This window comes from Gilliamella sp. Bif1-4 (assembly GCF_001690535.1).
GTDB classification, from domain to species: domain Bacteria; phylum Pseudomonadota; class Gammaproteobacteria; order Enterobacterales; family Orbaceae; genus Gilliamella; species Gilliamella bombi.
Genome location: NZ_LZHC01000013.1, coordinates 1 through 21,365, shown reverse-complemented (window position 1 = coordinate 21,365; position 21,365 = coordinate 1). Strand labels below are relative to the sequence as shown.

Here is a 21,365-nt window from a genome sequence, read left to right as displayed (position 1 = left end):
TCATGATGCAAGAGAAGCAGGCTATCAAGTTTCAGAAAGGACAATTAGCCGTGTTTTGCAACAATTGGGATTACGGAGTAAAGCAGCACGTAAATTCAAGCATAAAACAGACAAGGCTCATCACAATATTGCGCCCAACACGTTAGATAGGCAATTTAATCCTGATAAGCCTAATAAAACATGGGTAACCGATATTACTTATATTAAAACGGGTGAAGGTTGGTTATATTTGTCGGTGATTATCGATTTATATGGACGAAAAGTGATTGCTAGGCAAACCAGTCGCTACATAGACCGCCATTTAGTGTGTAATACATTAAAACAAGCTTTATTTCGGCGTCACTTTCCTAAAAATGTACTCATTCATAGTGACCAAGGAAGCCAATATTGCAGTGCTGATTTCAAGCAATTATTGTTACAATATGGGCTAAGGCAAAGCATGAGTCGAAGAGGCAACTGCTTTGATAATGCGGTTGTTGAGAGTTTTTTTCATACACTCAAAACACATATTATTCATGACTGTTACTACAAAACGAGGAAGCAGGCTAATAAAGCACTATTTGAATATATTGAAATCTATTATAATCGGATACGCCGTCATTCAGCCAATGGCTGGGTATCACCTGAACAATATGAACAACAATATTACCAAAACGAAAAAATGATAGAGGCGGGCACTGTCTAATATTTTGGCGAGGATCATAATCCCCAATACAAGCTACACCTTCAATTGCGCAAAAACTTTGATCCAATTCTGAAATGATTTTGCTTCAGGTAGTGGTGTTATCGCCTAGAACGGCTATTCGCTTACTCATAATTATTGGGTTGGATATGTAAATACCCCAAACTTAGTACACAACTCACGTAGAAAATCATGCTGCTTGTTTTAGTGTTTTATACTCAATCGGCGTCATATTATTTAGTGCTTCATGAGGCCTTTCGGTGTTATAAATCGTTAACCATTCTTCGGTTATTCTCCTTGCTTGTGCTAAGTTGTTAAAAAGATATAAATCGAGTACTTCAGTACGATAGGTACGATTAAATCGTTCAATATAGCCATTTTGATAAGGGCTACCGGGCTGGATATAATCAATGGTTATATCATGTGATTTAGCCCAGTTTATAAAGGTTTTTCCTGTAAATTCGGGTCCATTATCGACCCGTATTTTTAATGGATACCCATGATATTCGGCCAGTTTATCTAAATAACGGGTAATCCTTCCTGCCGGTAAGCTCACTGCAATATCAATACCTAACGCCTCACGATTAAAGTCATCGATGACATTGAATGTCCTATAGTGACGTTGATTACGGCTACTGTCACTCATAAAATCCATTTACCAACATTCACCTTGTTTATTAGGCACCAATGGCTTTTCTGGGCATCGTGGAGGAATGCGTTTTTTACGCTTTACTCTGAGATTAAGCTTTAATTCACAATACACCCGATATACCCGTTTATGATTCCATTTATAGCCGAGCTTTTTGATACGATTAAAGCATTTAGGAAAACCCCAGCGTAAATGCCGGTCTGTGATAGCATTCAACACCAAATAATCACCGAATCATCCTGTTACTTAGGTTGATAATCGTAAGCACAACGGCTTAAGCCAACGATAGCGCAGCTCATAGCAATAGTAACAGAATGATTTTGTTGTAGTTGCTGTGCCACGTTTTACGTGCCTTTGTGGGCACTAAAGCTTTTTTATGATTTCTTCCTGAAGCTGGGATTTTAAGCTCAGTTCGGCAAACATCTGCTTAAGCTTGCGATTTTCAGCCTCCAGCTCTTTTAAGCGTTTGATATCCGAAATTTCCATACCACCGTATTTTTCCCGCCATTTATAGAAAGTTGAATTTCCCATGCCATATTTACGGCACAGTTCCTTGACAGGAATACCAGCTTCAGCTTCTTTTTAAATAACTACGATTTGATGTTCAGTCATTTTTTTCATAATTAAATCCCCTTTTACTTTTATCATAGAGAATTTTCTACTTTTTTGCTGTACTATTTTAGGGGATAGTTACAATGTGTTCATTCCGATAATGGACGTGAATATCAAGGCACAAGCGAACACCTATTTGTTAAAACGAGTCATAACTATCGTATCAATCAAAAATTCACCAAACCCGCCTGTTTACAAACGAATGGGAAAGCCGAAAGAGTGATACGAACTTTGAATTGAGATATGGCATAATCAGCAAATATTTAACGATACAAACGATAGAAAACAAAAGCTCAAACACTTTATTAATTTTTATAATATCGTTAAACCGCACAAAGCGATTTCAGGAAAAACGCCTTATGAGTTTTTAGAGGATTATTTTAATCATGAAGTGTAAATAACTCGGCGTTTTCCTACAATTGATATATTTTATCCAAATTTAAATAACGCCCGAAACCAATCACTTCCTTAATAAAAGTAACTCTATCTTATCTTATAAAATTTCATATCAAAACCATGTGTCTGTTGGTTATAAATCGCTTTAAACACTCCTTGGTCATGAGGATTCTGCAAAATATGATTAACAATAAATGGTCTAACATTGGTTTTTATATAACCCGGCAATCCTCTGGCACCACGAATGATATCATAATGATCGTTACAGAATGTACTGATACAAGAATCTTTTATTTCGATAGTGTAACCACGAGGACTATATGATTGATTTAATTTGTCAATTTCTCGACGAATAATCCGTTTAATAACTTCCATTGGTAGACGTTTAAAATGAAGAATATTTTCTCGCCCATTAAAACGATTAAGCAGTTCTGAACGATAAGTATTATTCAGTTCATTTGTCGCTAATTCACATGCAGCTTCATCAGAAAGATTAGGATCCAAATAGTAAGATTGTCCAATATTTGAGGTCATAATAATCATGATATCAGAAAAATCGACAGTTCGACCTACATTATCGGTTAATCGTCCGTCCGATAAGATCTGTAAAAAGATATTAAAGACATCAGGATGTGCTTTTTCAATCTCATCAAATAAATAGATTCCAACTGGTTTTGTTCTAACTGAGTTTGTTAAAATTCCACCTGCTTCAAATCCCTCATATCCTGGAGGTGCACCAATTAATTTAGCAACAGCATGTTTTTCCATGTATTCTGACATATCAAAACGAACCAACGATTTCTCGTCACCGTAAACATATTCCGCTAAAGCTTTGGCCATTTCGGTTTTACCTACACCAGATGGACCTAAAAATAGGTAAGACATTGCAGGGCCTGATTCTTCAAGGGTGTCAACTTTAGCAACTTTCACTGAATTGGCGACATGTTTAATAATGTTATCTTGACCAAAAATTCGCGATAATAAATTTGCCTCCAAATTAATCAAGTTTTCAACTTCATTCTCATCTAATTTGTTTACTGATATACCTGAAACTTTGCTAAATTCAGCAATCACTTCTTGGCGATTTAGTCGCAAATCTTTATTGGCTATCATCACCAATTTTTGATGTTGTTCATTATTTTGTGCAATTTCTGCATCAATTTGTCGAATCTTTTCCTTTAATTTAGCAACTTCTGGTGAGTCAAATCCTCCAGCGGTTAACTGTGCAAATGTCTTTATAGCAACTGATTCTGAATTTTTATTATTGTTGTCCTCTTCTTTTTGTAACTGAGTGATTTCATCTTGCAGTTTGAAGCGTAACGTTTCAGCATCACGTTGATATTGATATGTTTTACTAATTTCGGACTTTAATTTCTGCCAATCTTGCTGCCATTGCTCAAGTTGCTGTCGCAAATCATGTTGTTCTGTTTCATTGGTACTTTTTTCGATCTTACCCATTAACTCAGCAATTTTTGGATGCTGTTTATGTGTAAGTTGACGATAACTAGCAAGTGCGCGATCAAGTAATGAAATAGCACGTTGAGGCTGTGCTCCGCCTAAACCTAAACTATCACGATATTTACAGGTTAAATGTATCGCCTCATCAATAGCATCTTTATCCACTTCAATTTTGTGGTATGCAGATAACTCCTTTGCAACAGTAGTAACAATGGAATTCAAATTATCCCCAGCAGGTTCTTTGACATCGTAAAGTGTGTAAAGTTCTGGCATATTCGTACTAGCCTTTAGCACACTACTAAGTTTATCATCACGAACTTCGAGGATAACTTGAAAATTATTTGATTTATCGGCGTTGTTTAGGGCATTAATAAAATGAGCATTACCTGTATTATGTGCTGCTTCTAAAAAATTAGCCGTATCGGTAATAATCAGCACTGACTCAGGGGTTTGCATTAGTTTTTTTAAAATACTTTGAAACTCATTATTTATCTTAGTACTATCTCCGCTAGAAAAAAGAGCATCACAATTTAACCAAAATAATTTTTTTACAATCAAATCAAATGGTGTATCTGGGTTATTTTTAGCCGCCTGTAAACCAAGGGTAAGCATTGAAACCCCTACACCTGCGGGTCCTGTTAACAAAAGTGAATTTGATGATTTCCGTATAAGAATAGACGATATTCTCTCTAAATCATGTTCCCTGCCCACTAAAGTAAAATTAGGGTATTGTGATAAATATTCACGTCCTCTAACTAAATACATTGTGCATTCCCTTGTTATAGTTTAAAAGGTGAAGTAGTATGTGAGCTATCTTTTTTGGATTCAGATTTTTCTGATAAAACATCACCTGTTACCGCAATAAATTCTCGTGTATCACTTTGAACATCTTTAGACATTTTTTCAATTTCTTCCAAATTTGCTCGCATTGTTTCTAGTGCCGCACGGGTGATTTCAGTCGCTTCTTTTTGGGTATCACCAAATTCCGCTAAATTTTGTAGCATGCCTTCTAAATCATTATTAATTTCATCACGACTAGTTGCAATTCGAATAGCTTCATTTTTGGCAATGTCATTTGTCACTCTTGTCATTTCAGCTAAAGTATTACCTGCCATTGATTGTGCTTCATTAATCGCAGCGGAGTTAACAGCGGTAACCACAACACTAAGCTGTGAAGCAACCGATGCGATTCCTCGTGAATGCATTGCTCTTGCACTTTCAACTTGTTTTTTGGTTGCAGCTTGCATATTACGAATCTTAATAGCTTCGGTTGTTAATTCACCATAGGTTTGCATGGTATCAATCGTTGCGGTTGACACTGTATCAATATGTTCATCTAAATTGCGTCTAGCTTCGTCAAGCTTCATTGACTCTAATAAATTATCAACAACATCTTTATTTTCAAGCTCTTGTCTACGTTCACGATGGACTTTTTCTACTTTTTTGGTCGCTTCGTTCATAATGGCATAAATTTGTATCATATTGCCATTATTGTCACTAAGTCCTTCAATCTGTTTAACCATTTTTTCAAGATGATTACGAATTGCACCAAAACGCTCTTTACCTTGATTCACAAATTTTAATGCCGATTCAACCATATCAGCTTGACGTAATGTATGCTGTTCTGAAGTTAAATTTAGCAACTCTTTTAATTTTTCAACATCGATTGATTCAGAGCGTTGTTCGTGACGCTTTGTAATTTCTATCTGAATATCATTTAATTCTTTATTTTTGTTTTGTTTTTGTTGATTTAATTGTGCTATTTTTTCTTCATTAGTCACAATTTTAGCGTTTGATGCAGCTTTAATTTTCCCTAGGCCAAAAAACTTTTTATCCTGTTGTAATAACGCTATTTCTTTTTTTAATTTAGATATTTGTTTTTCAATATTAACAATTTCACTTTGCACACTAGCTTTTTGTGTTACCTTTTCTTCGTCCCATTCTTGATCTGCTTTAATTTGAGCTAATGCATTTCGGGTTTCACCATTTTGGCGTAAGTTATATAAGGCATCGGTGAGTTCGGTCAGTGGTTTTATTTTTTCAATAAAATCATTAAGATCATTATTAAAATCAGCATACACTCGTTGTAATTCAGCAAATACTTCGGTATCAGTCATCTCAATACGTTGTTTAGACATCTCTTCAGAAATGGATTGAAGATATTCTTTAAATGTATCAAATTCTTGAATTTTGGCCCGATCAATTTCCTTATTGTCAGTAAATTCTAAAATATTAGTGACTTCTTCTACTTTTTGTTCCAGTGAAAGGGTATCTGAAAAAATAACTTTAAAAAAAGTATTTTCTTGAATATTAGCTACTGGGGTTTCTACTTTTGCTTTTTTTTCATATTGTCTAACCGAATAGTCTTTTTGTTCTGTACTGGCCAATTTTTTTCTTGGAGTTACACTCATTATTTATTTCCTTATTTCCTTATTTCTATATTCACTATTATTATTTAATTACTTTAAATTCTATTTCAAATAAAAAAATAAAGTTTGGAATAATAATTTGATCTTATAGAAAATATAAATTTCATCTTTTTATCATGTTATTATCTATTTAACATCTGATTTTGACAAGTAAAACAGTCATCCAAAATCAGAAAATTAAAAAATTGTAGGAAAACGCCGAGTTGTTTACACTTCATGATTAAAATAATCCTCTAAAAACTCATAAGGCGTTTTTCCTGAAATCGCTTTATGCGGTTTAACGATATTATAAAAATTAATAAAGCGTTTGAGCTTTTGTTTTCTATCTTTTGAATCGTTAAATATTTGCTGATTATGCCACATCTCAATTCAAAGTTCGTATTACTCTTTCGGCTTTCCCATTCGTTTATTAGCAGGCGGGTTTGGTGAATTTTTGATTAATATGATGGCTATGACACGTTTTAACAAATAAGTGTTCACTTGTGCCTTGATATTCACGTCCATTATCGGAATAAACACATGTAGTGGTATAAGGACACTGGGCTAACACATCGTTTTGTAAAAATTATGTTGAGCTAAATTGGGATTTATCAGGGTAAATACCGGCATAAAGCTCACGTAAAAAATCATCAATGCCAACAAATAAATATTTTCTAGTTTGCTGTTTTGTTTAATTTTTAAGTAAAGGTAAACGTTTAGTATCAACGTGTAGCATTTCACCCGGATAGGTTTTGTTATCGCGTTTAGCTAAATCAGTGGCCGTTATTTTTTCTTTATGATATACGTCATATCTCTTGTCTGTAATAAGGCGTTAATTTTGTTTTTATGTATATTTGTTACAGTATTTCCTCTAATTACTGTAAACAGCACTAGGAATTCCTACAGTATTTTTATTTTGCAGTTATTTAATAAAAAGAAGATATAACTAAAGAAAAAATTCATAAAAAAACCACTCGCATAAACGAGTGGTTTATATTGATGAGCTTATTTCGTACTGACGAAGAGAATTACATCATTCCGCCCATACCACCCATGCCACCCATACCACCAGCGGCACCTAAGTCAGCCTTATCATCTTTAGGTAAATCAGTTACCATACATTCAGTTGTAATCATAAGACCTGCAACTGAAGCAGCATATTGTAATGCACTACGTGTTACTTTAGTTGGATCTAAAATACCCATTGCAATCATATCGCCATATTCTTCAGTTGCGGCATTGTAACCATAGTTACCCTTACCACCTTTAACTGCATTAACAACAACAGATGCTTCTTCACCACAGTTAGTAACGATTTGACGTAATGGGGCTTCCATCGCACGGAGTGCAACTTTGATACCAACGTTTTGATCTTCGTTTGCACCCTTAAGTTCTGAAATAGTAGTTGCTGCACGAACAAGAGCAACACCACCACCGGCTACAACACCTTCTTCAACAGCTGCACGAGTTGCATGTAATGCATCTTCAACGCGAGCTTTTTTCTCTTTCATTTCAACTTCAGTTGCCGCACCAACTTTAATTACAGCAACACCACCAGCAAGTTTCGCAACGCGTTCTTGAAGTTTTTCTTTATCATAGTCAGAAGTTGATTCTTCGATTTGTTTACGAATTTGTTCAACTCGAGCACTGATTAATGACTCTTCACCAATACCATCAATGATAGTTGTGTTGTCTTTATTGATTACAACACGTTTTGCTTGACCTAAATCTTCAAGAGTTGTTTTTTCAAGTTCTAAACCAATTTCTTCTGAAATTACAGTACCCGCAGTTAAGATTGCAATATCTTGTAACATTGCTTTACGACGATCACCAAAGCCTGGAGCTTTAACAGCTGCAACTTTAACAATGCCGCGCATAGTATTCACAACTAATGTTGCAAGTGCTTCGCCTTCAACATCTTCTGCGATAATTAATAAAGATTTACCCGCTTTAGCTACAGCTTCAAGCACCGGTAATAATTCGCGGATGTTAGAGATTTTTTTATCAGCTAATAAAATATATGGGCTATCTAATTCAACAGTTGCAGTTTCAGGTTTATTGATAAAGTATGGTGATAGGTAACCACGATCAAACTGCATACCCTCAACAACATCAAGCTCATCTTGTAAACCGGTACCATCTTCAACTGTAATAACCCCTTCTTTGCCTACTTTTTCCATTGCCTGAGCAATTAAAGTACCAACAGTTTCATCAGAGTTAGCTGAAATTGTACCTACTTGAGCAATGGCTTTAGAATCAGCGCATGGTGCAGATAAATTTTTAAGCTCTTCAACAGCTGCAACAACTGCTTTATCAATACCACGTTTTAAATCCATTGGATTCATACCAGCTGCAACAGCTTTTAAACCTTCATTCACAATCGCTTGAGCAAGTACGGTTGCAGTAGTTGTACCATCACCTGCTGCATCATTTGCTTTAGATGCCACTTCTTTAACCATTTGCGCGCCCATATTTTCGAATTTATCTTCTAATTCGATTTCACGGGCAACAGAAACACCATCTTTAGTAATGGTTGGTGCACCAAATGATTTATCTAATACTACATTACGCCCTTTTGGACCTAATGTTACTTTAACTGCATCGGCTAATACATTAACGCCTTTAAGCATTTTGGTGCGAGCGTCATTACCAAATTTCACATCTTTAGCTGCCATCTTCGTATTTCTCCTAAATTCTGTATATAAATTAGTTGTCAGTTATGCTTGTACAATCGCTAAGATATCGCTTTCAGATAAGATAAGCACTTCTTCATTATCGATCTTTTCTGTTTTAACGCTGTATCCTTCATTGAAAATTACGATATCTCCCACTTTTACATCTAGCGGCTGTACTTGACCATTTTCTAAAATGCGACCATTACCAACAGCTAAAACTTCTCCGCGAGTTGATTTACCTGCTGCTGAACCAGTTAAAACAATACCACCAGCTGATTTTGATTCTATTTCTTTACGTTTAATGATCACACGATCATGCAATGGACGAATTTTCATTAGTTATCTCCTAGCACTAATTTTTAATTAAGATAATTATTAACAGAAATCATAGAATTATGATTTTTTAATGTAGTGCACAATATATGGGGATTATTTTAAATTATTCAAGAGAGCAAATTAAAAAAAAGTCTAACTGGTTATTTATTGATCATCTTTCTGTTTGAATTCACCTTCAATAATATCATCCTCTTGATAGTTCATTTGTGATGAAGAAAATTTTGATCTTATTGGCATTTTTCGAACAATAAATTCCACGATATGATCTTGTACATGGGGTATTAATAAAATTGCACCTAAAATATCAGTTAAAAACCCCGGAATAAGCAAGAAAAAACCAGCAAAGAGCAAAGCTACACTTCTAATTACTTCATTTTTATAGCTTTGATTGTTAGCTATTTTTTGTTGCATAATACCGAGGTTTTTCAAACCCTGAGTTTTAACTAACGAGAAACCAAGAATAGATGTTGCAATAATACAAATTAAAGCAAGAAAAATACCAATTGAATTGGCAACAGCTATGAAAAAGGTGAGTTCAAAATAAACATAAATAAAAAAGATAATAAAACCAACAAATCGCATATACAATTCCTATAAGGATAAAAACATATTATTAGAAATTATTTTTTAATATGAAGATGATTAGCTATTTTTCAACCAAAGAATATATATTTTAAAAAAATATCACAAAAGGAATTGACTTATAATCAAGAATCGTGTTTAATGTGTATCCGTTGTTGCCCGGATAGCTCAGTCGGTAGAGCAGGGGATTGAAAATCCCCGTGTCCGTGGTTCGATTCCGCGTCCGGGCACCAATCACCAAATTCTAAGACCTGCTTATAGCAGGTTTTTTTATGCCTAAAGCCTTTACAGATAAGCCTTTCACCTTGTTTCACTACTCAACCGAATTCAACTGGAATTACCCCAAATCAAGTGAAAAATCGGATACAAACCCGGATACATTTGGTTCGATAATGGCGTGTATCCATAAAATGGCTTTAAAGCCTTTGTTTGCAAGGATTATAGAGAATTGCTTGCCAAGTGATTATGTGTTCATTATTTGTACTATTACTTTCAATTAATACCGTTACTACTTTATTCTTTTTGTAAATATTTATTTACATTACGCTGGTTGTTTGATCATAAGATAATTATGCAGTATTCATCTCCACCCATTCATATTCTGATGAATTGATCGTTTTATGAGAATAAGATTCTTACGTTAGCGTTTCACTATTTTACAAAGTCAAATATTAATTTTTATCGAATGTTTTCGATGTTTTATTGAGACTAAAGACAAGATAAAAAAATAATCATTAAAGGTTAATTAATATTATTATATAAAAGAAAATTATTAGATAAATAACACCAATAACAGACTATCTGAGTAAACCATCAGTTACTAAAACAGTAAAAAAATAATCTTGCTCCTTATCAAATAACTCTAATTTGATAAGGGCAACTACATGCAAAATAAAAACTTTACTATTAATAAACAGCTCAATCAGAAACTAATTACACACCTAAATAAGCTACAAGATAGATACTCAAAAATTTTACCAATCCGAATCGACATTCATTATGCTAAGGATGATGAGTTCAATACTGATATTGAAACAACCAAAAAAGAAATAATGTACTTCCTCTATCAAGCTATGCAACTTGAACTTGATATTGTAGGGTATGCTGTTGTTATGGAATTTAATCAGAATGAACATATCCATTTTCATTCTGTTTTTTATGTAAATGGTCAAAAAAGACAAAAATACTATCCTATTTACGTTGCACTGGAACGTGCATGGTATGAACTGACTAAAGGTTATTTGTATGATTGTCAGCGGAATAATTATCATATTAATGGGCTAAGGATAATAAATCATCACGATGATGAAGCATTTCGTTCTGTTTGTTATATGCTTAGTTATTTAGCTAAAACAGAACAGAAATCATTTTTTAAAGAGTGTTATAGTGATTGTCTATTTTTAAGTAAAGTCCCGCCTCCAAGTCATCGAGGAAAACCTAGAACACTTGGTCTGAATAAATTTTTAATTTCTTCCCCTATTTAGTAACCCCAAAAAAACATTTCCTTCATTTTGGAAAATCACTATGAATCTTTAAAAGTATGTTTATACAAATAAGTCAACAAAACAGACTAATTGCTATAGATACAATTCATATAAAGGAATAAAAAATGGACAACCATTATGACCTAATACTAAATAAGCTAAAAGTTCATCATAGATCGTTACTTACAAGTTATGGAAAGTTATATCCAGTCAGAATGGATTTTGCCTATCATGACGATGCCTATCAAAGGCAATATGGAATAGATGCGTATATGGATATGTTGAACTTGTCTGATTTAACATTACTTTCCAATCATATTCTTAGCATTGTTTGGGTAATGGCTTTTAATAAACAATACGGCTTTTATTTTCCAACCATGTTGTACTTTAGCTCAGAACAATATGCAAATTATAACGTTATTATGAATTCCGTTACCAATCTTTGGAAGAATGAAACTGATGGATATGGTATTAATGTTGAAAAAAAACTAACTAAGAATGCTTTATCTGAGTTAGCACAACTTTCGTGGAAGAAACATGATCCTCTTCATGCTTTGTATATTAACAGCATGCATACTCTCAACCAAATTAATTGATCGTTTATAACGATCAATTAGATCTTAACTGATCGTTATAAACGATATGACAGTACACAATATATTTCTAATAATAATGATGTATTTTAATTCAATAATAATTTAAGGAGATAAAATGGTTAAATCTGATTGTGGCGAATGTAATAAGATTTTTATTAAATATATATTATTTATATTAATTAGTATATCGAGCGCATTTAGTGGTATTTGTGAAGCAAGTATGCCTCCAGCCTGTGATAGTAAAGAAACGGAAAAAGTCTTACTGTCGTTGGCACGTAAATATATTGATCCATTTTGGATAGGAAAGAACCGCCGATTTACAGGTACTCAAACACTTAGCGCAAACAAAGAAGCAGAAGAATACCAATGCCGTACTCGTTTTTTGTACACGATGGTAGGGGACTCTAAAAATCATGTCATAACTTACACTATTTATTGGAATGATCCAGTAAAAAAACGATTTTCAGTAGAACTAAATAGTATTAGCAATAATCATTAAGCTTATTCGTGAGGCAAACTCATTTATCCTGTTTGCTTCATATTTCTCCAATATATTAACTACACTCTTATTATAAATAATTTTAAATAGATATCATTAGTTGAACATACCAATATGTCCGTTCAATTAACATTTTTATAAGGAGTGTGCCATGTTAAATCATCAAATATTACGAAACACCTTATTTTATTTATTAGAGCCTTCTTACAATCATTTTCATTCTTTATTTAAGTCGACAAATAAGGAAGCATGATATGTCAGATAAATTACCTTTACTACTTGATAAACTCTATCAGCTTTGTTTGACTGGTGGTTATGGTTTTTCCTCTGCTTATACATTAGCCGAGCAACATAAAGCCAATTTCCCTTTACATTCAGATAATCTTGATAAACTAATCAAACATGAAACAGACAAAGCAACAGCTACAGGTTTTATCACAGGGTTAGGCGGGATTGCAAGTTTACCTATAACTTTGCCAACAAACGCCTTAAGTGTCTTGTTTATTCAATTGAGGCTCGTTACAACCATTGCTATCTTGCAAGGTCATGATGTGTATGATGAAAGAATTAAAATCTTAATTTTCTTATCATTATGTGTGATGACAAGCAAGTTAAAATTACAGCAGTTTTGTTTAGCTACATTGATGAAACAGCCAAATGAAGTAATTCGTAAAATAAGTCTATCGGTCATTAAACAGCTTATTAGTATTATAAGTGCAAAGCATAGCTTAAAGTTAATTAAAGTGATCCCGATTTTTGGTGGTGTGATGGGAGCTGTTGTGTAAATACCCCAAACTTAGTACACAACTCACGTATAAAATTAAGCTGCCTATTTTATATTCAATCGGTGTCATGTTATTTAATGCCTCATGCGGTCTTTCGGTGTTATAAATCGTTAACCATTCTTCGATTATTCTCCTTGCTTGTGCTAAGTTGTTAAAAAGATATAAATCTAGTACTATCAGTACGATAGGTACGATTAAATCGTTCAATATAGCCATTTTGATAAGGGCTACCCGGCTTTATATAATCAATGGTTATATCATGTGATTTAGCCCAGTTTATAAAGGTTTTTCCTGTAAATTCGGGTCCATTATCGACCCGTATTTTTAATGGATACCCATGATATTCGGCCAGTTTATCTAAATAACGGGTAATCCTTCCTGCCGGTAAGCTTATTGCAATATCAATACCTAACGCCTCACGATTAAAGTCATCGATGACATTGAATGTCCTATAGTGACGTTGATTACGGCTACTGTCACTCATAAAATCCATTGACCAACATTCACCTTGTTTATTAGGCACCAATAGCTTTTCTGGGCATCGTGGAGGAATGCGTTTTTTACGCTTTACTCTGAGATGAAGCTTTAATTCACAATACACCCGATAAACACGCTTATGGTTCCATTGATAGCCGAGCTTTTGATACGATTAAAGCATTTAGGAAAGCCCCCAACGTAAATGCCGGTCTGTGATAGTATTCAACACCGAAATAATTACTGAATCATCCTGTAACTTAGGTTGATAATCGTAAGCACAACGGCTTAAGCCAACGATAGCGCAGCAGCTCATAGCAATAGTAACCGAATGATTTTGTTGTAGTTGCTGTGCCCACGTTTTACGTGCCTTTGTGGGCACTAAAGCTTTTTTATGATTTCTTCCTGAAGCTGGGATTTTAAGCTCAGTTCGGCAAACATCTGCTTAAGCTTGCGATTTTCAGCCTCCAGCTCTTTTAAGCGTTTGATATCCGAAATTTCCATACCACCGTATTTTTCCCGCCATTTATAGAAAGTTGAATTTCCCATGCCATATTTACGGCACAGTTCCTTGACAGGAATACCAGCTTCAGCTTCTTTTTAAATAACTACGATTTGATGTTCAGTCATTTTTTTCATAATTAAATCCCCTTTTACTTTTATCATAGAGAATTTTCTACTTTTTTGCTGTATTATTTTAGGGAAGAGTGATACGAACTTTGAATTGAAATGTGGCATAATCAGCAAATATTTAACGATTCAAAAGATAAAAAACAAAAACTCAAACGCTTTATTAATTTTTATAATACCGTTAAACCGCATAAAGCAATTTCAGGAAAAAAAGGCTTATGAGTTTTTAGAGGATTATTTTAATCATGAATTGTAAACAACTCCGGAGTTTTCCTACATATAAACAACCTCAAATCGCTATTTTTTATAAAATATATTAGTATGATTTTATTCATTTTTGTTGGCTAAATTATTATGAGTATATCTTCAAACAACTTAACCATTAAAGATATTGCAAAGCTTTGTGCAGTAAGTAAATCTACCGTGTCTCGGGTGATTAATCATGATCCTATGGTTAAAGAAGCTACGCGTAATAAAGTTTTGGCAATCATTGAACAGTATCACTTTACACCGTCTAAATCGGCAAGAGCTATGCGTGGCTATGGGAATAAGGTTATTGGGGTTATTGTAACTCGCCTTGATTCACTTTCTGAAAATCAAGCTGTTCAAAGTATGTTGCCTATTTTTTATCAGCATGGTTATGATCCTATCATTATGGAAAGCCAATTTAGTACTGCCAAAGTCAAAGAACATTTATCCATGCTTAACGACAAACAAGCTGATGGCATAGTTATCTTTGCGTTTACTGGGTTGGAACAGTCATTATTATCCACCTGGCAAAATAATAGTGTAGTGGTCGCAAGAAAATTCCAAGATCATACTTGTATTTGTTATGATGATATCGGTGCGGTTAGATTATTGCTTGCCCATTTATATCAATCGCAACAACATCAAAATATTGGTTATATCGGTATTGAGCAACAAGACCAAACCACTGGAGCATTGCGTTATCAAGCCTATTTGGATTTTTGCCAGCAATATCAACTTAACCCTAATGCGGTTTTAGGTCAATTAAGTTATCGTTCAGGTTATGATCTTGCCCAGTTGGTGTTAGCTAAAAATACATCGGCTATCGTTTGTGCAACTGATGGTATTGCATTAGGATTAAATAAGTATTTACACGAAAAACAGCTTGAACATATTACCGTAGCTAGCATTGGTAATAGTGAGCTACTGAGTTTTCTTTTTCCTAAGACTTGTGCAGTTGAACTCGGTTTTGATCAAGCAGGTAGTTGTGCGGCTCAAGAGTTACTTAATATGTTACAAAATCAGTTTGAACTGAAAAGTATCACCATTCCTTGCCATTTAATAGGCTAACCAGTAGTTATTTTTATTTAATTTGTGCTTATTTTGCTCTAATTTGTGATATTAATCACAAAAAAGGGAACGTTCCCATTTATTAATTTATCAATTCAATCTATGCTTAATCTATATTCAAAATAGTCGGATTATTAGTGAAATAAAAAGGCTAATTCTAATTTAAAGGAGACCTTTTATGGCTAAAGATTCCCAATTAACTAGCCAATCGATAATGCAATTGATCGAGTTGGTTGGTGGCAGTAAAAATATTGCCAGTGTCACCCACTGTTTAACAAGATTAAGGTTTGCCTTAGCTGATACTAAGCTAGCTGATGTCCAAGCTATAGAAGAACTGCCTTTTGTGAAAGGTTGTTTTAATAATGCAGGCCAATTTCAGGTAATTATTGGTACCGATGTTGATAGTTATTATCAATCACTTATCCAGCAATTAAATTTAAACGAGGCAAGCAAAGAACAAACTAAAGTAGCAGCAAAACAAAATATGTCTTTTTTTGAAAGACTGATTTCGAATTTAGCTGAAATTTTTGTGCCATTATTACCAGCTTTAATCGCTGGTGGTTTATTACTTGGGTTACGTAATATTATTGGTGAAATGCCAACTATTGATGATAAACCGCTGATACAAACCTATCATTGGCTAGCGCCAATTTACAATATACTTTGGTTACCTTGCGAGGCGATTTTCCACTTTTTACCAGTTGCCATTTGTTGGTCTACCGTGAAAAAGATGGGAGGATCGCCAATTTTAGGTATTGTTTTAGGTATCACTTTGGTTTCACCACAATTGATGAACGCTTATGACCTTGGCAGTAAAATACCTGATGTTTGGGATTTTGGTTGGTTTAGTATCGAAAAAGTCGGCTATCAAGCGCAGGTCATTCCGTCTATTTTTGCAGGCTTAGCGTTGGGTTGGATCGAAACACGATTACGCAAAATTGTACCTGATTACTTGAATCTAGTGATTGTGCCGATTGTTGCGCTTCTTGTTTCTGTGTTTTTAGCACATTTCCTTTTAGGTCCAATTGGAAGAATGTTAGGTAATGGTATTGCTTTTATTGTTAAATATTTAATGACTGGTGATTATGCCTTTATTGGCGCTGCTGTTTTTGGTTTCTTTTATTCACCATTGGTCATTACCGGTATTCACCATACAACCCTTGCGATTGACTTGCAAATGACTGAAAGCATGGGCGGTACGCCGATTTGGCCAATTATTGCTTTATCTAATATTGCTCAAGCTTCGGCTGTTGTGGGTATTATTTTAGTTAGTAAAAAACATAATGAGCGTGAAGTGTCGGTTCCTGCTGCCATATCAGGTTATCTTGGGGTAACCGAGCCTGCTATGTATGGTATTAATTTGCGCTATAAATTTCCGATACTGTGCGCCATGGTTGGTTCAGCTTTAGCTGGGCTAATTTGTGGTTTATTCGGTGTGTTATCTAATGGTATTGGGGTTGGCGGTTTGCCGGGTATTTTATCGATAAAGCCGATATATTGGTCGATTTATGCTTTGGCGATGATTGTGGCAATTGTGGTTCCGATTGTTTTAACTTCGATCGTTTATAAAATTAAACTTAAAAAAGGTACGTTAGATATTCGTTAAACACGAGCTAATAACCATTAACCGTTCTTGTTATTGAGCGGTTAATTTATGAAAAATAAATAATAAAGAGCAAGCAATGAATAAAATCGATATCCCTTGGTGGCAAAATGGTACTATTTATCAGATCTATCCAAAAAGTTTCCAAGCTAGTGGCGCTGGTTCAACCGGTGATTTATTAGGTATTATTAGCCGATTAGATTATCTTGAAAATTTAGGGGTTAGTGCTATTTGGTTAACGCCGATTTATCCATCCCCACAAATTGATAACGGTTATGATGTGTCGGATTATTATGATATAGATCCGAGCTATGGTTCAATGGCTGATTTCGAACTACTGGTTAAACAAGCGCACGAGCGTGGTATTCACATTATGATGGATATGGTGTTTAATCATACTTCAACACAGCACCCATGGTTTAAATCAGCCTTAGATAAGTCAAGCCCTTATCGCTCATTTTATATTTGGAAAAACGCTAAAGCTGATGGTTCAGAGCCTAACAATTGGCGTTCAAAATTTGGCGGTAAAGCATGGCAATGGCATAAACAATCAAAACAGTACTATTTGCACTTATTTGCTAAACAGCAAGCCGATCTTAATTGGGAAAACCCAACTGTTCGCCAAGAAATCAAAAAAGTATGTCAATTTTGGGCTGATAAAGGCGTTGATGCATTAAGGCTTGATGTGATTAATTTAGTTTCAAAACAGCAAGATTTTCTGGATGATGAAAATGGCGATGGTCGTCGATTTTATACCGATGGTCCAAAAATTCATGAATTTTTGAAAGAGATCAGTCGTGATGTGTTTCAACCAAACCAACTTAAAACAGTTGGCGAAATGTCATCCACCACATTAGAAAACTGCCAAAAATATGCTAGCTTAGATGGTAAAGAATTGACCATGACGTTTAATTTTCATCATCTAAAAATCGATTATCCAAACGGTGATAAATGGACGCTGGCTAAACCTGATTTACTTGAACTCAAAAAAATCCTTGGCTATTGGCAAACAGGCATGCAGGATAAGGCTTGGAATGCAATTTTTTGGTGTAATCATGATCAACCTCGTATCGTTTCACGCCTTGGTAATGAAAACCAATATCACAAACAATCTGCCAAAATGTTAGCCATGCTGCTGTATGGTCTACAAGGCACACCTTATCTTTATCAAGGCGAAGAAATCGGAATGACCAATCCACATTTTACTGATATTTCACAATATAAAGATGTTGAAAGTCTTAATATCTATCACGAAAAACTTGAGCAAGGCATGGCAAAACAGGATATTTTAGCTATTTTAGCCAGCAAATCCAGAGACAACAGCCGAACGCCAATGCAATGGGATAATTCAGCCAATGCTGGCTTTACTAAAGGTAAGCCTTGGATTGAGGTTGCTAATAATTATCCTCAAATTAATGTTAAAGCGGCACTCGATGATCCTGATTCGGTATTTTATTGCTATCAAACCTTAATTAAATTACGCAAACAGTATCCCATTTTTATTTTTGGTGATTATCAAGATTTAACGCCAGATATTGCCGATTATTGGTGCTATGTACGTAGCTGGAGTGACCAAAAACTCCTGATAATAATCAATTTGACTGATAAATCAACTAAATGGACATTGCCAGAAGAATTGCAACATATTAATTGGCAACAATTATTAGGTAATTATAAGGATAAAACCACTTTGATGCCTAAAATAACCTTGAACCCCTATCAGGCAATTTACTTATTAAAAAAAGCAGATTGATTAAATTAAACCTTTAATCTTTTGGATTAAATTTATTATAAAAGCGTAATCTAAACAAGATTACACTTTTATAATATCGTTATGTAATGTTATTTAGATTCAATTTTATATTTATCATAAAATGGTAATTAACTCCCTAATATTTTTTACTAGTCAATTAAACATTCATACGATTTAAACTTAAATGTTAGCTATTCTCTTTAGCAGTCAGCCACGTTAGATGGTAATGTTTGCATCGCTCCACTTAGCGATAGTTTACCAACGCCGTATATTTTTGAGCTAAATTGGGATTTATCAGGGTAAATACCGGCATAAAGCTCAACTCGGATAGGTTTTGTTATCGCGTTTAGCTTGCCGTCTTAATTTATCTTCAATAGATTTTTCCACTTTAACCAGACGTTTAATACCATAACAAATGGTTTTATAACGTTCATTCTTACTGATTAAAGGCACAAAAAGCTTCAATCAGGCTTTCTTTAGTACGTTATAAATGGCCTAGTGACTGACCATAAAGCGTTTAGCCAAATCAGTGACCATTATTTTTTCTTTATGATATAGGCGCCATATCGCTTGTCTGTGATAAGGTGTTAGTTTTGTTTTTTTATGTATATTTATTACCGTAATCCTGGATTCAAACATGAAGTGCAATTTTAAACACGGTGGAGTGAAGAAAGTAGAAAGGTGATTTATACTAGCACCTTCGCACCACCACAGTTTGGAGATTGCTATGCATTATAATCACCTTTCTAGGAAGGAAAGATACCAGATTTTCGTATTATTACAAGCCGGAAAGAATAAAAAAGAGATAGCCCAGCTACTCAATAGACATCCTTCGACAATAAGTCGAGAGATAAAAAGAAACTCAAAACCTAATCAAACCTATCAAGCACATGAGGCGGTGACACTTGCTAGGAAAAGGCGAAAAAACAGCGGTAATGGTAAGCCAATAGAGTCTTCAGTATGGCGTCAAGTTGAAAAATACCTCATGCTTTATTACAGCCCAGAGCAGATTGCTGCACGTTTAAAGAAAATCAGCGTCCAATCAATCTATAACTACCTTTATCAAAATAAAGCGCGCTATGAACAATTCAAGCCTTATCTAAGGCGAAAAGGCAAAGCTTATCGGCATTGCAAGGCACCGAGTATTAAAGAAGGAGACCGCCGATATAAACGGTCAATTAAACAACGTCCAAGTTATGTAGAAAGTCGGAAAACGCAAGGACATTGGGAGGGCGATACCATAATTAGCCGTAAAGATAAGCAAGCATTGTTGACGTTAGTTGAGCGCAAAACTGGACTCGTACTCATTGGACGCCTTAATCAACGCACCGCCTCCGAAACGAAAGATATGATAATAAAATTGCTAACGCCGTTTAAAAAAATGGTTAAAAGCATCACCTTTGATAATGGGATGGAATTTAATTATCATCATGCGATTGAGCATTATTTAAATACTACCGTATACTTTGCGGAGCCTTATAAAAGCTGGCAAAGAGGCACAAATGAAAACACCAATGGCTTAATACGTCAGTTTATACCTAAGTCAGCGGCCATTTCATTAGTTGACGACAAACAGATAAAGAAAATACAATATCTATTGAACACACGCCCAAGAAAACGGCATAAGTTTAAAAGCCCTGCTGCTTTTTATTCTAAGGAGTTAAGACGAATTGCACTTCATGGTGTAATCTAGGAATTTCTCAAATTACTGTAAACAATACTATGGAATGGCAACACATTTTCAAACAAAAAAATTAAGGGGTAAGTGTTTTTTAAATTCAACGGGAGGCAAGTAGCCTAACGAAGAATGTAATCGTTTATGATTATACCAATAGGCATAAGCCGAAAAAGCGCGTTGTAACTCAGCCGTTGAGTTGAAACGTTGGCCTTTTACAAATTCCGTTTTAATTGTTTTAAATGTCGCTTCCGCTACCGCATTGTCATATGGACACCCTTTCTTGCTTAATGAATGCGTGATATTAAATGTCTTAAAACAATCCGCTAATAACCGATTATCAAACGCTTTACCTCGGTCTGAATGAAATAAATCTAATTTTGATAATGGTTGTTTAATTTGGCTTAATGCCGACATGACAAGCTCTGCTGTTTTATGTTGACCAACATGGTAACCGACAATTTGCCTATCGGATAAGTTCACTAAAACACATAAATAGTTCCAACGTTGCTTAACTTGAATATACGTTAAATCCGCAACAACAATTTGTTTTTTATCACCTACATCAAATTGTCGTTGCAGGTGATTTTCTGTGGCGGTTTCATTCACTTCCGTATTGTGAGATTGATAACGTTTAACGGTGTATTTTGATACCAGCAATAAGGCTTTCATCACCCGAGCAATGTAACGGCGTGACACCCAAATATTCTCTTTCTGTAAATCAAAACGAATTCGTCTTGTACCATAAGAC

At 34.6% G+C, this 21,365-nt stretch carries 21 protein-coding genes, 1 tRNA gene and 2 pseudogenes; 11 read left to right on the top strand and 13 right to left on the bottom strand.

Annotated features, from left to right (window positions below):
- Positions 1-685 (top strand): IS3 family transposase (locus A9G25_RS01980; RefSeq protein ID WP_141674964.1); only part of this gene is annotated, 685 nt, incomplete at its 5' end.
- 187 nt (positions 686-872) lie between these two features.
- Here the strand turns inward: A9G25_RS01980 and A9G25_RS12240 are convergent.
- Positions 873-1,952 (bottom strand): annotated as a pseudogene (locus A9G25_RS12240) (IS3 family transposase).
- A gap of 226 nt (positions 1,953-2,178) precedes the next feature.
- On the opposite strand from A9G25_RS12240, the gene A9G25_RS13295 reads away from it, so the two are divergent.
- The gene (locus A9G25_RS13295) at positions 2,179-2,340 is read left to right on the top strand and encodes an integrase core domain-containing protein (protein ID WP_141674966.1); all 162 of its coding nucleotides are present in this window, start codon (positions 2,179-2,181) and stop codon (positions 2,338-2,340) included.
- Between the two features lie 86 nt (positions 2,341-2,426).
- Here A9G25_RS13295 and A9G25_RS01965 read toward each other — a convergent pair whose 3' ends face one another.
- The 6 genes from A9G25_RS01965 to A9G25_RS01940 form a co-directional block, all read right to left on the bottom strand.
- On the bottom strand, positions 2,427-4,562 hold the full coding sequence (locus tag A9G25_RS01965; RefSeq protein ID WP_065625518.1) for an AAA family ATPase: 2,136 nt from the start codon (positions 4,560-4,562) through the stop codon (positions 2,427-2,429).
- Between the two features lie 14 nt (positions 4,563-4,576).
- Complete coding sequence (locus A9G25_RS01960) at positions 4,577-6,208, bottom strand: hypothetical protein (protein ID WP_065625517.1); 1,632 nt, start codon at positions 6,206-6,208, stop codon at positions 4,577-4,579.
- Positions 6,209-6,433: 225 nt separating this feature from the next.
- Positions 6,434-6,589, bottom strand: coding sequence for an integrase core domain-containing protein (locus A9G25_RS12745; protein ID WP_218057514.1), 156 nt, complete (start codon positions 6,587-6,589; stop codon positions 6,434-6,436).
- Positions 6,590-7,233: 644 nt separating this feature from the next.
- The gene (gene groL, locus A9G25_RS01950) at positions 7,234-8,880 is read right to left on the bottom strand and encodes a chaperonin GroEL (protein WP_065625516.1); all 1,647 of its coding nucleotides are present in this window, start codon (positions 8,878-8,880) and stop codon (positions 7,234-7,236) included.
- A 42-nt stretch (positions 8,881-8,922) separates the two neighbouring features.
- Positions 8,923-9,216, bottom strand: coding sequence for a co-chaperone GroES (locus A9G25_RS01945; protein ID WP_065625515.1), 294 nt, complete (start codon positions 9,214-9,216; stop codon positions 8,923-8,925).
- A 144-nt stretch (positions 9,217-9,360) separates the two neighbouring features.
- The gene (locus tag A9G25_RS01940; RefSeq protein ID WP_065625514.1) at positions 9,361-9,798 is read right to left on the bottom strand and encodes an FxsA family protein; all 438 of its coding nucleotides are present in this window, start codon (positions 9,796-9,798) and stop codon (positions 9,361-9,363) included.
- 157 nt (positions 9,799-9,955) lie between these two features.
- Between A9G25_RS01940 and A9G25_RS01935 the strand changes: the two genes are divergently transcribed.
- From A9G25_RS01935 to A9G25_RS01915, 5 genes are all read left to right on the top strand, one after another.
- Positions 9,956-10,031, top strand: a tRNA-Phe gene (locus A9G25_RS01935).
- Positions 10,032-10,682: 651 nt separating this feature from the next.
- The gene (locus A9G25_RS01930; protein WP_065625513.1) at positions 10,683-11,282 is read left to right on the top strand and encodes an inovirus-type Gp2 protein; all 600 of its coding nucleotides are present in this window, start codon (positions 10,683-10,685) and stop codon (positions 11,280-11,282) included.
- Between the two features lie 125 nt (positions 11,283-11,407).
- The gene (locus tag A9G25_RS01925) at positions 11,408-11,878 is read left to right on the top strand and encodes a hypothetical protein (protein WP_065625512.1); all 471 of its coding nucleotides are present in this window, start codon (positions 11,408-11,410) and stop codon (positions 11,876-11,878) included.
- A gap of 115 nt (positions 11,879-11,993) precedes the next feature.
- The gene (locus tag A9G25_RS01920) at positions 11,994-12,377 is read left to right on the top strand and encodes a hypothetical protein (RefSeq protein ID WP_065625511.1); all 384 of its coding nucleotides are present in this window, start codon (positions 11,994-11,996) and stop codon (positions 12,375-12,377) included.
- 254 nt (positions 12,378-12,631) lie between these two features.
- Positions 12,632-13,162 (top strand): EcsC family protein, encoded by a 531-nt coding sequence (locus tag A9G25_RS01915; RefSeq protein ID WP_065625510.1) that lies wholly within the window; start codon positions 12,632-12,634, stop codon positions 13,160-13,162.
- Here the strand turns inward: A9G25_RS01915 and A9G25_RS13290 are convergent.
- The 4 genes and pseudogenes from A9G25_RS13290 to A9G25_RS01900 all read right to left on the bottom strand — a co-directional run.
- Positions 13,112-13,378, bottom strand: coding sequence for an integrase core domain-containing protein (locus tag A9G25_RS13290; RefSeq protein ID WP_081297111.1), 267 nt, complete (start codon positions 13,376-13,378; stop codon positions 13,112-13,114). The two genes, A9G25_RS01915 and A9G25_RS13290, sit on opposite strands and share 51 nt — an antisense overlap.
- Positions 13,314-13,763: a DDE-type integrase/transposase/recombinase gene (locus A9G25_RS01910; protein ID WP_141674963.1), complete on the bottom strand. Its 450-nt coding sequence runs from the start codon at positions 13,761-13,763 to the stop codon at positions 13,314-13,316. Before A9G25_RS01910 ends, A9G25_RS13290 begins: the two co-directional genes overlap by 65 nt.
- Before the next feature lie 57 nt (positions 13,764-13,820).
- Positions 13,821-14,018 (bottom strand): hypothetical protein, encoded by a 198-nt coding sequence (locus A9G25_RS01905; protein WP_065625508.1) that lies wholly within the window; start codon positions 14,016-14,018, stop codon positions 13,821-13,823.
- Positions 14,018-14,224, bottom strand: a pseudogene (locus tag A9G25_RS01900) (transposase); the annotation flags it as partial. The pseudogene A9G25_RS01900 and the gene A9G25_RS01905, both read right to left, overlap by 1 nt.
- 396 nt (positions 14,225-14,620) lie before the next feature.
- Here A9G25_RS01900 and treR point away from each other — a divergent pair.
- From treR to treC, 3 genes are all read left to right on the top strand, one after another.
- Complete coding sequence (gene treR / locus A9G25_RS01895; RefSeq protein WP_065625507.1) at positions 14,621-15,583, top strand: trehalose operon repressor TreR; 963 nt, start codon at positions 14,621-14,623, stop codon at positions 15,581-15,583.
- A gap of 178 nt (positions 15,584-15,761) precedes the next feature.
- The gene (gene treB / locus A9G25_RS01890) at positions 15,762-17,189 is read left to right on the top strand and encodes a PTS trehalose transporter subunit IIBC (RefSeq protein ID WP_065625506.1); all 1,428 of its coding nucleotides are present in this window, start codon (positions 15,762-15,764) and stop codon (positions 17,187-17,189) included.
- 76 nt (positions 17,190-17,265) lie between these two features.
- Positions 17,266-18,939: an alpha,alpha-phosphotrehalase gene (gene treC, locus A9G25_RS01885; RefSeq protein WP_065625505.1), complete on the top strand. Its 1,674-nt coding sequence runs from the start codon at positions 17,266-17,268 to the stop codon at positions 18,937-18,939.
- A 318-nt stretch (positions 18,940-19,257) separates the two neighbouring features.
- Here treC and A9G25_RS13135 read toward each other — a convergent pair whose 3' ends face one another.
- Positions 19,258-19,392, bottom strand: coding sequence for a hypothetical protein (locus A9G25_RS13135; protein ID WP_255306991.1), 135 nt, complete (start codon positions 19,390-19,392; stop codon positions 19,258-19,260).
- A 274-nt stretch (positions 19,393-19,666) separates the two neighbouring features.
- On the opposite strand from A9G25_RS13135, the gene A9G25_RS01880 reads away from it, so the two are divergent.
- On the top strand, positions 19,667-20,632 hold the full coding sequence (locus tag A9G25_RS01880) for an IS30 family transposase (protein ID WP_065625504.1): 966 nt from the start codon (positions 19,667-19,669) through the stop codon (positions 20,630-20,632).
- 48 nt (positions 20,633-20,680) lie between these two features.
- On the opposite strand, the gene A9G25_RS01875 is transcribed toward A9G25_RS01880, so the two are convergent.
- Positions 20,681-21,365, bottom strand: a 685-nt coding sequence (locus A9G25_RS01875) for an IS3 family transposase (protein ID WP_065625503.1), incomplete at its 5' end; no start/stop codon positions are given.

Coding starts and splice junctions, on each gene's coding strand:
- A9G25_RS01960 (WP_065625517.1), bottom strand. CDS start 6,208: ATGAGTGTAACTCCAAGAAAAAAATTGGCCAGTACAGAACAAAAAGAC.
- A9G25_RS01915 (WP_065625510.1), top strand. CDS start 12,632: ATGTCAGATAAATTACCTTTACTACTTGATAAACTCTATCAGCTTTGT.
- A9G25_RS01940 (WP_065625514.1), bottom strand. CDS start 9,798: ATGCGATTTGTTGGTTTTATTATCTTTTTTATTTATGTTTATTTTGAA.
- treR (WP_065625507.1), top strand. CDS start 14,621: ATGAGTATATCTTCAAACAACTTAACCATTAAAGATATTGCAAAGCTT.
- treC (WP_065625505.1), top strand. CDS start 17,266: ATGAATAAAATCGATATCCCTTGGTGGCAAAATGGTACTATTTATCAG.
- A9G25_RS13290 (WP_081297111.1), bottom strand. CDS start 13,378: ATGGCTATATTGAACGATTTAATCGTACCTATCGTACTGATAGTACTA.
- A9G25_RS01920 (WP_065625511.1), top strand. CDS start 11,994: ATGGTTAAATCTGATTGTGGCGAATGTAATAAGATTTTTATTAAATAT.
- A9G25_RS01965 (WP_065625518.1), bottom strand. CDS start 4,562: ATGTATTTAGTTAGAGGACGTGAATATTTATCACAATACCCTAATTTT.
- A9G25_RS01930 (WP_065625513.1), top strand. CDS start 10,683: ATGCAAAATAAAAACTTTACTATTAATAAACAGCTCAATCAGAAACTA.
- treB (WP_065625506.1), top strand. CDS start 15,762: ATGGCTAAAGATTCCCAATTAACTAGCCAATCGATAATGCAATTGATC.
- A9G25_RS01945 (WP_065625515.1), bottom strand. CDS start 9,216: ATGAAAATTCGTCCATTGCATGATCGTGTGATCATTAAACGTAAAGAA.
- A9G25_RS12745 (WP_218057514.1), bottom strand. CDS start 6,589: ATGTGGCATAATCAGCAAATATTTAACGATTCAAAAGATAGAAAACAA.
- groL (WP_065625516.1), bottom strand. CDS start 8,880: ATGGCAGCTAAAGATGTGAAATTTGGTAATGACGCTCGCACCAAAATG.
- A9G25_RS01880 (WP_065625504.1), top strand. CDS start 19,667: ATGCATTATAATCACCTTTCTAGGAAGGAAAGATACCAGATTTTCGTA.
- A9G25_RS01925 (WP_065625512.1), top strand. CDS start 11,408: ATGGACAACCATTATGACCTAATACTAAATAAGCTAAAAGTTCATCAT.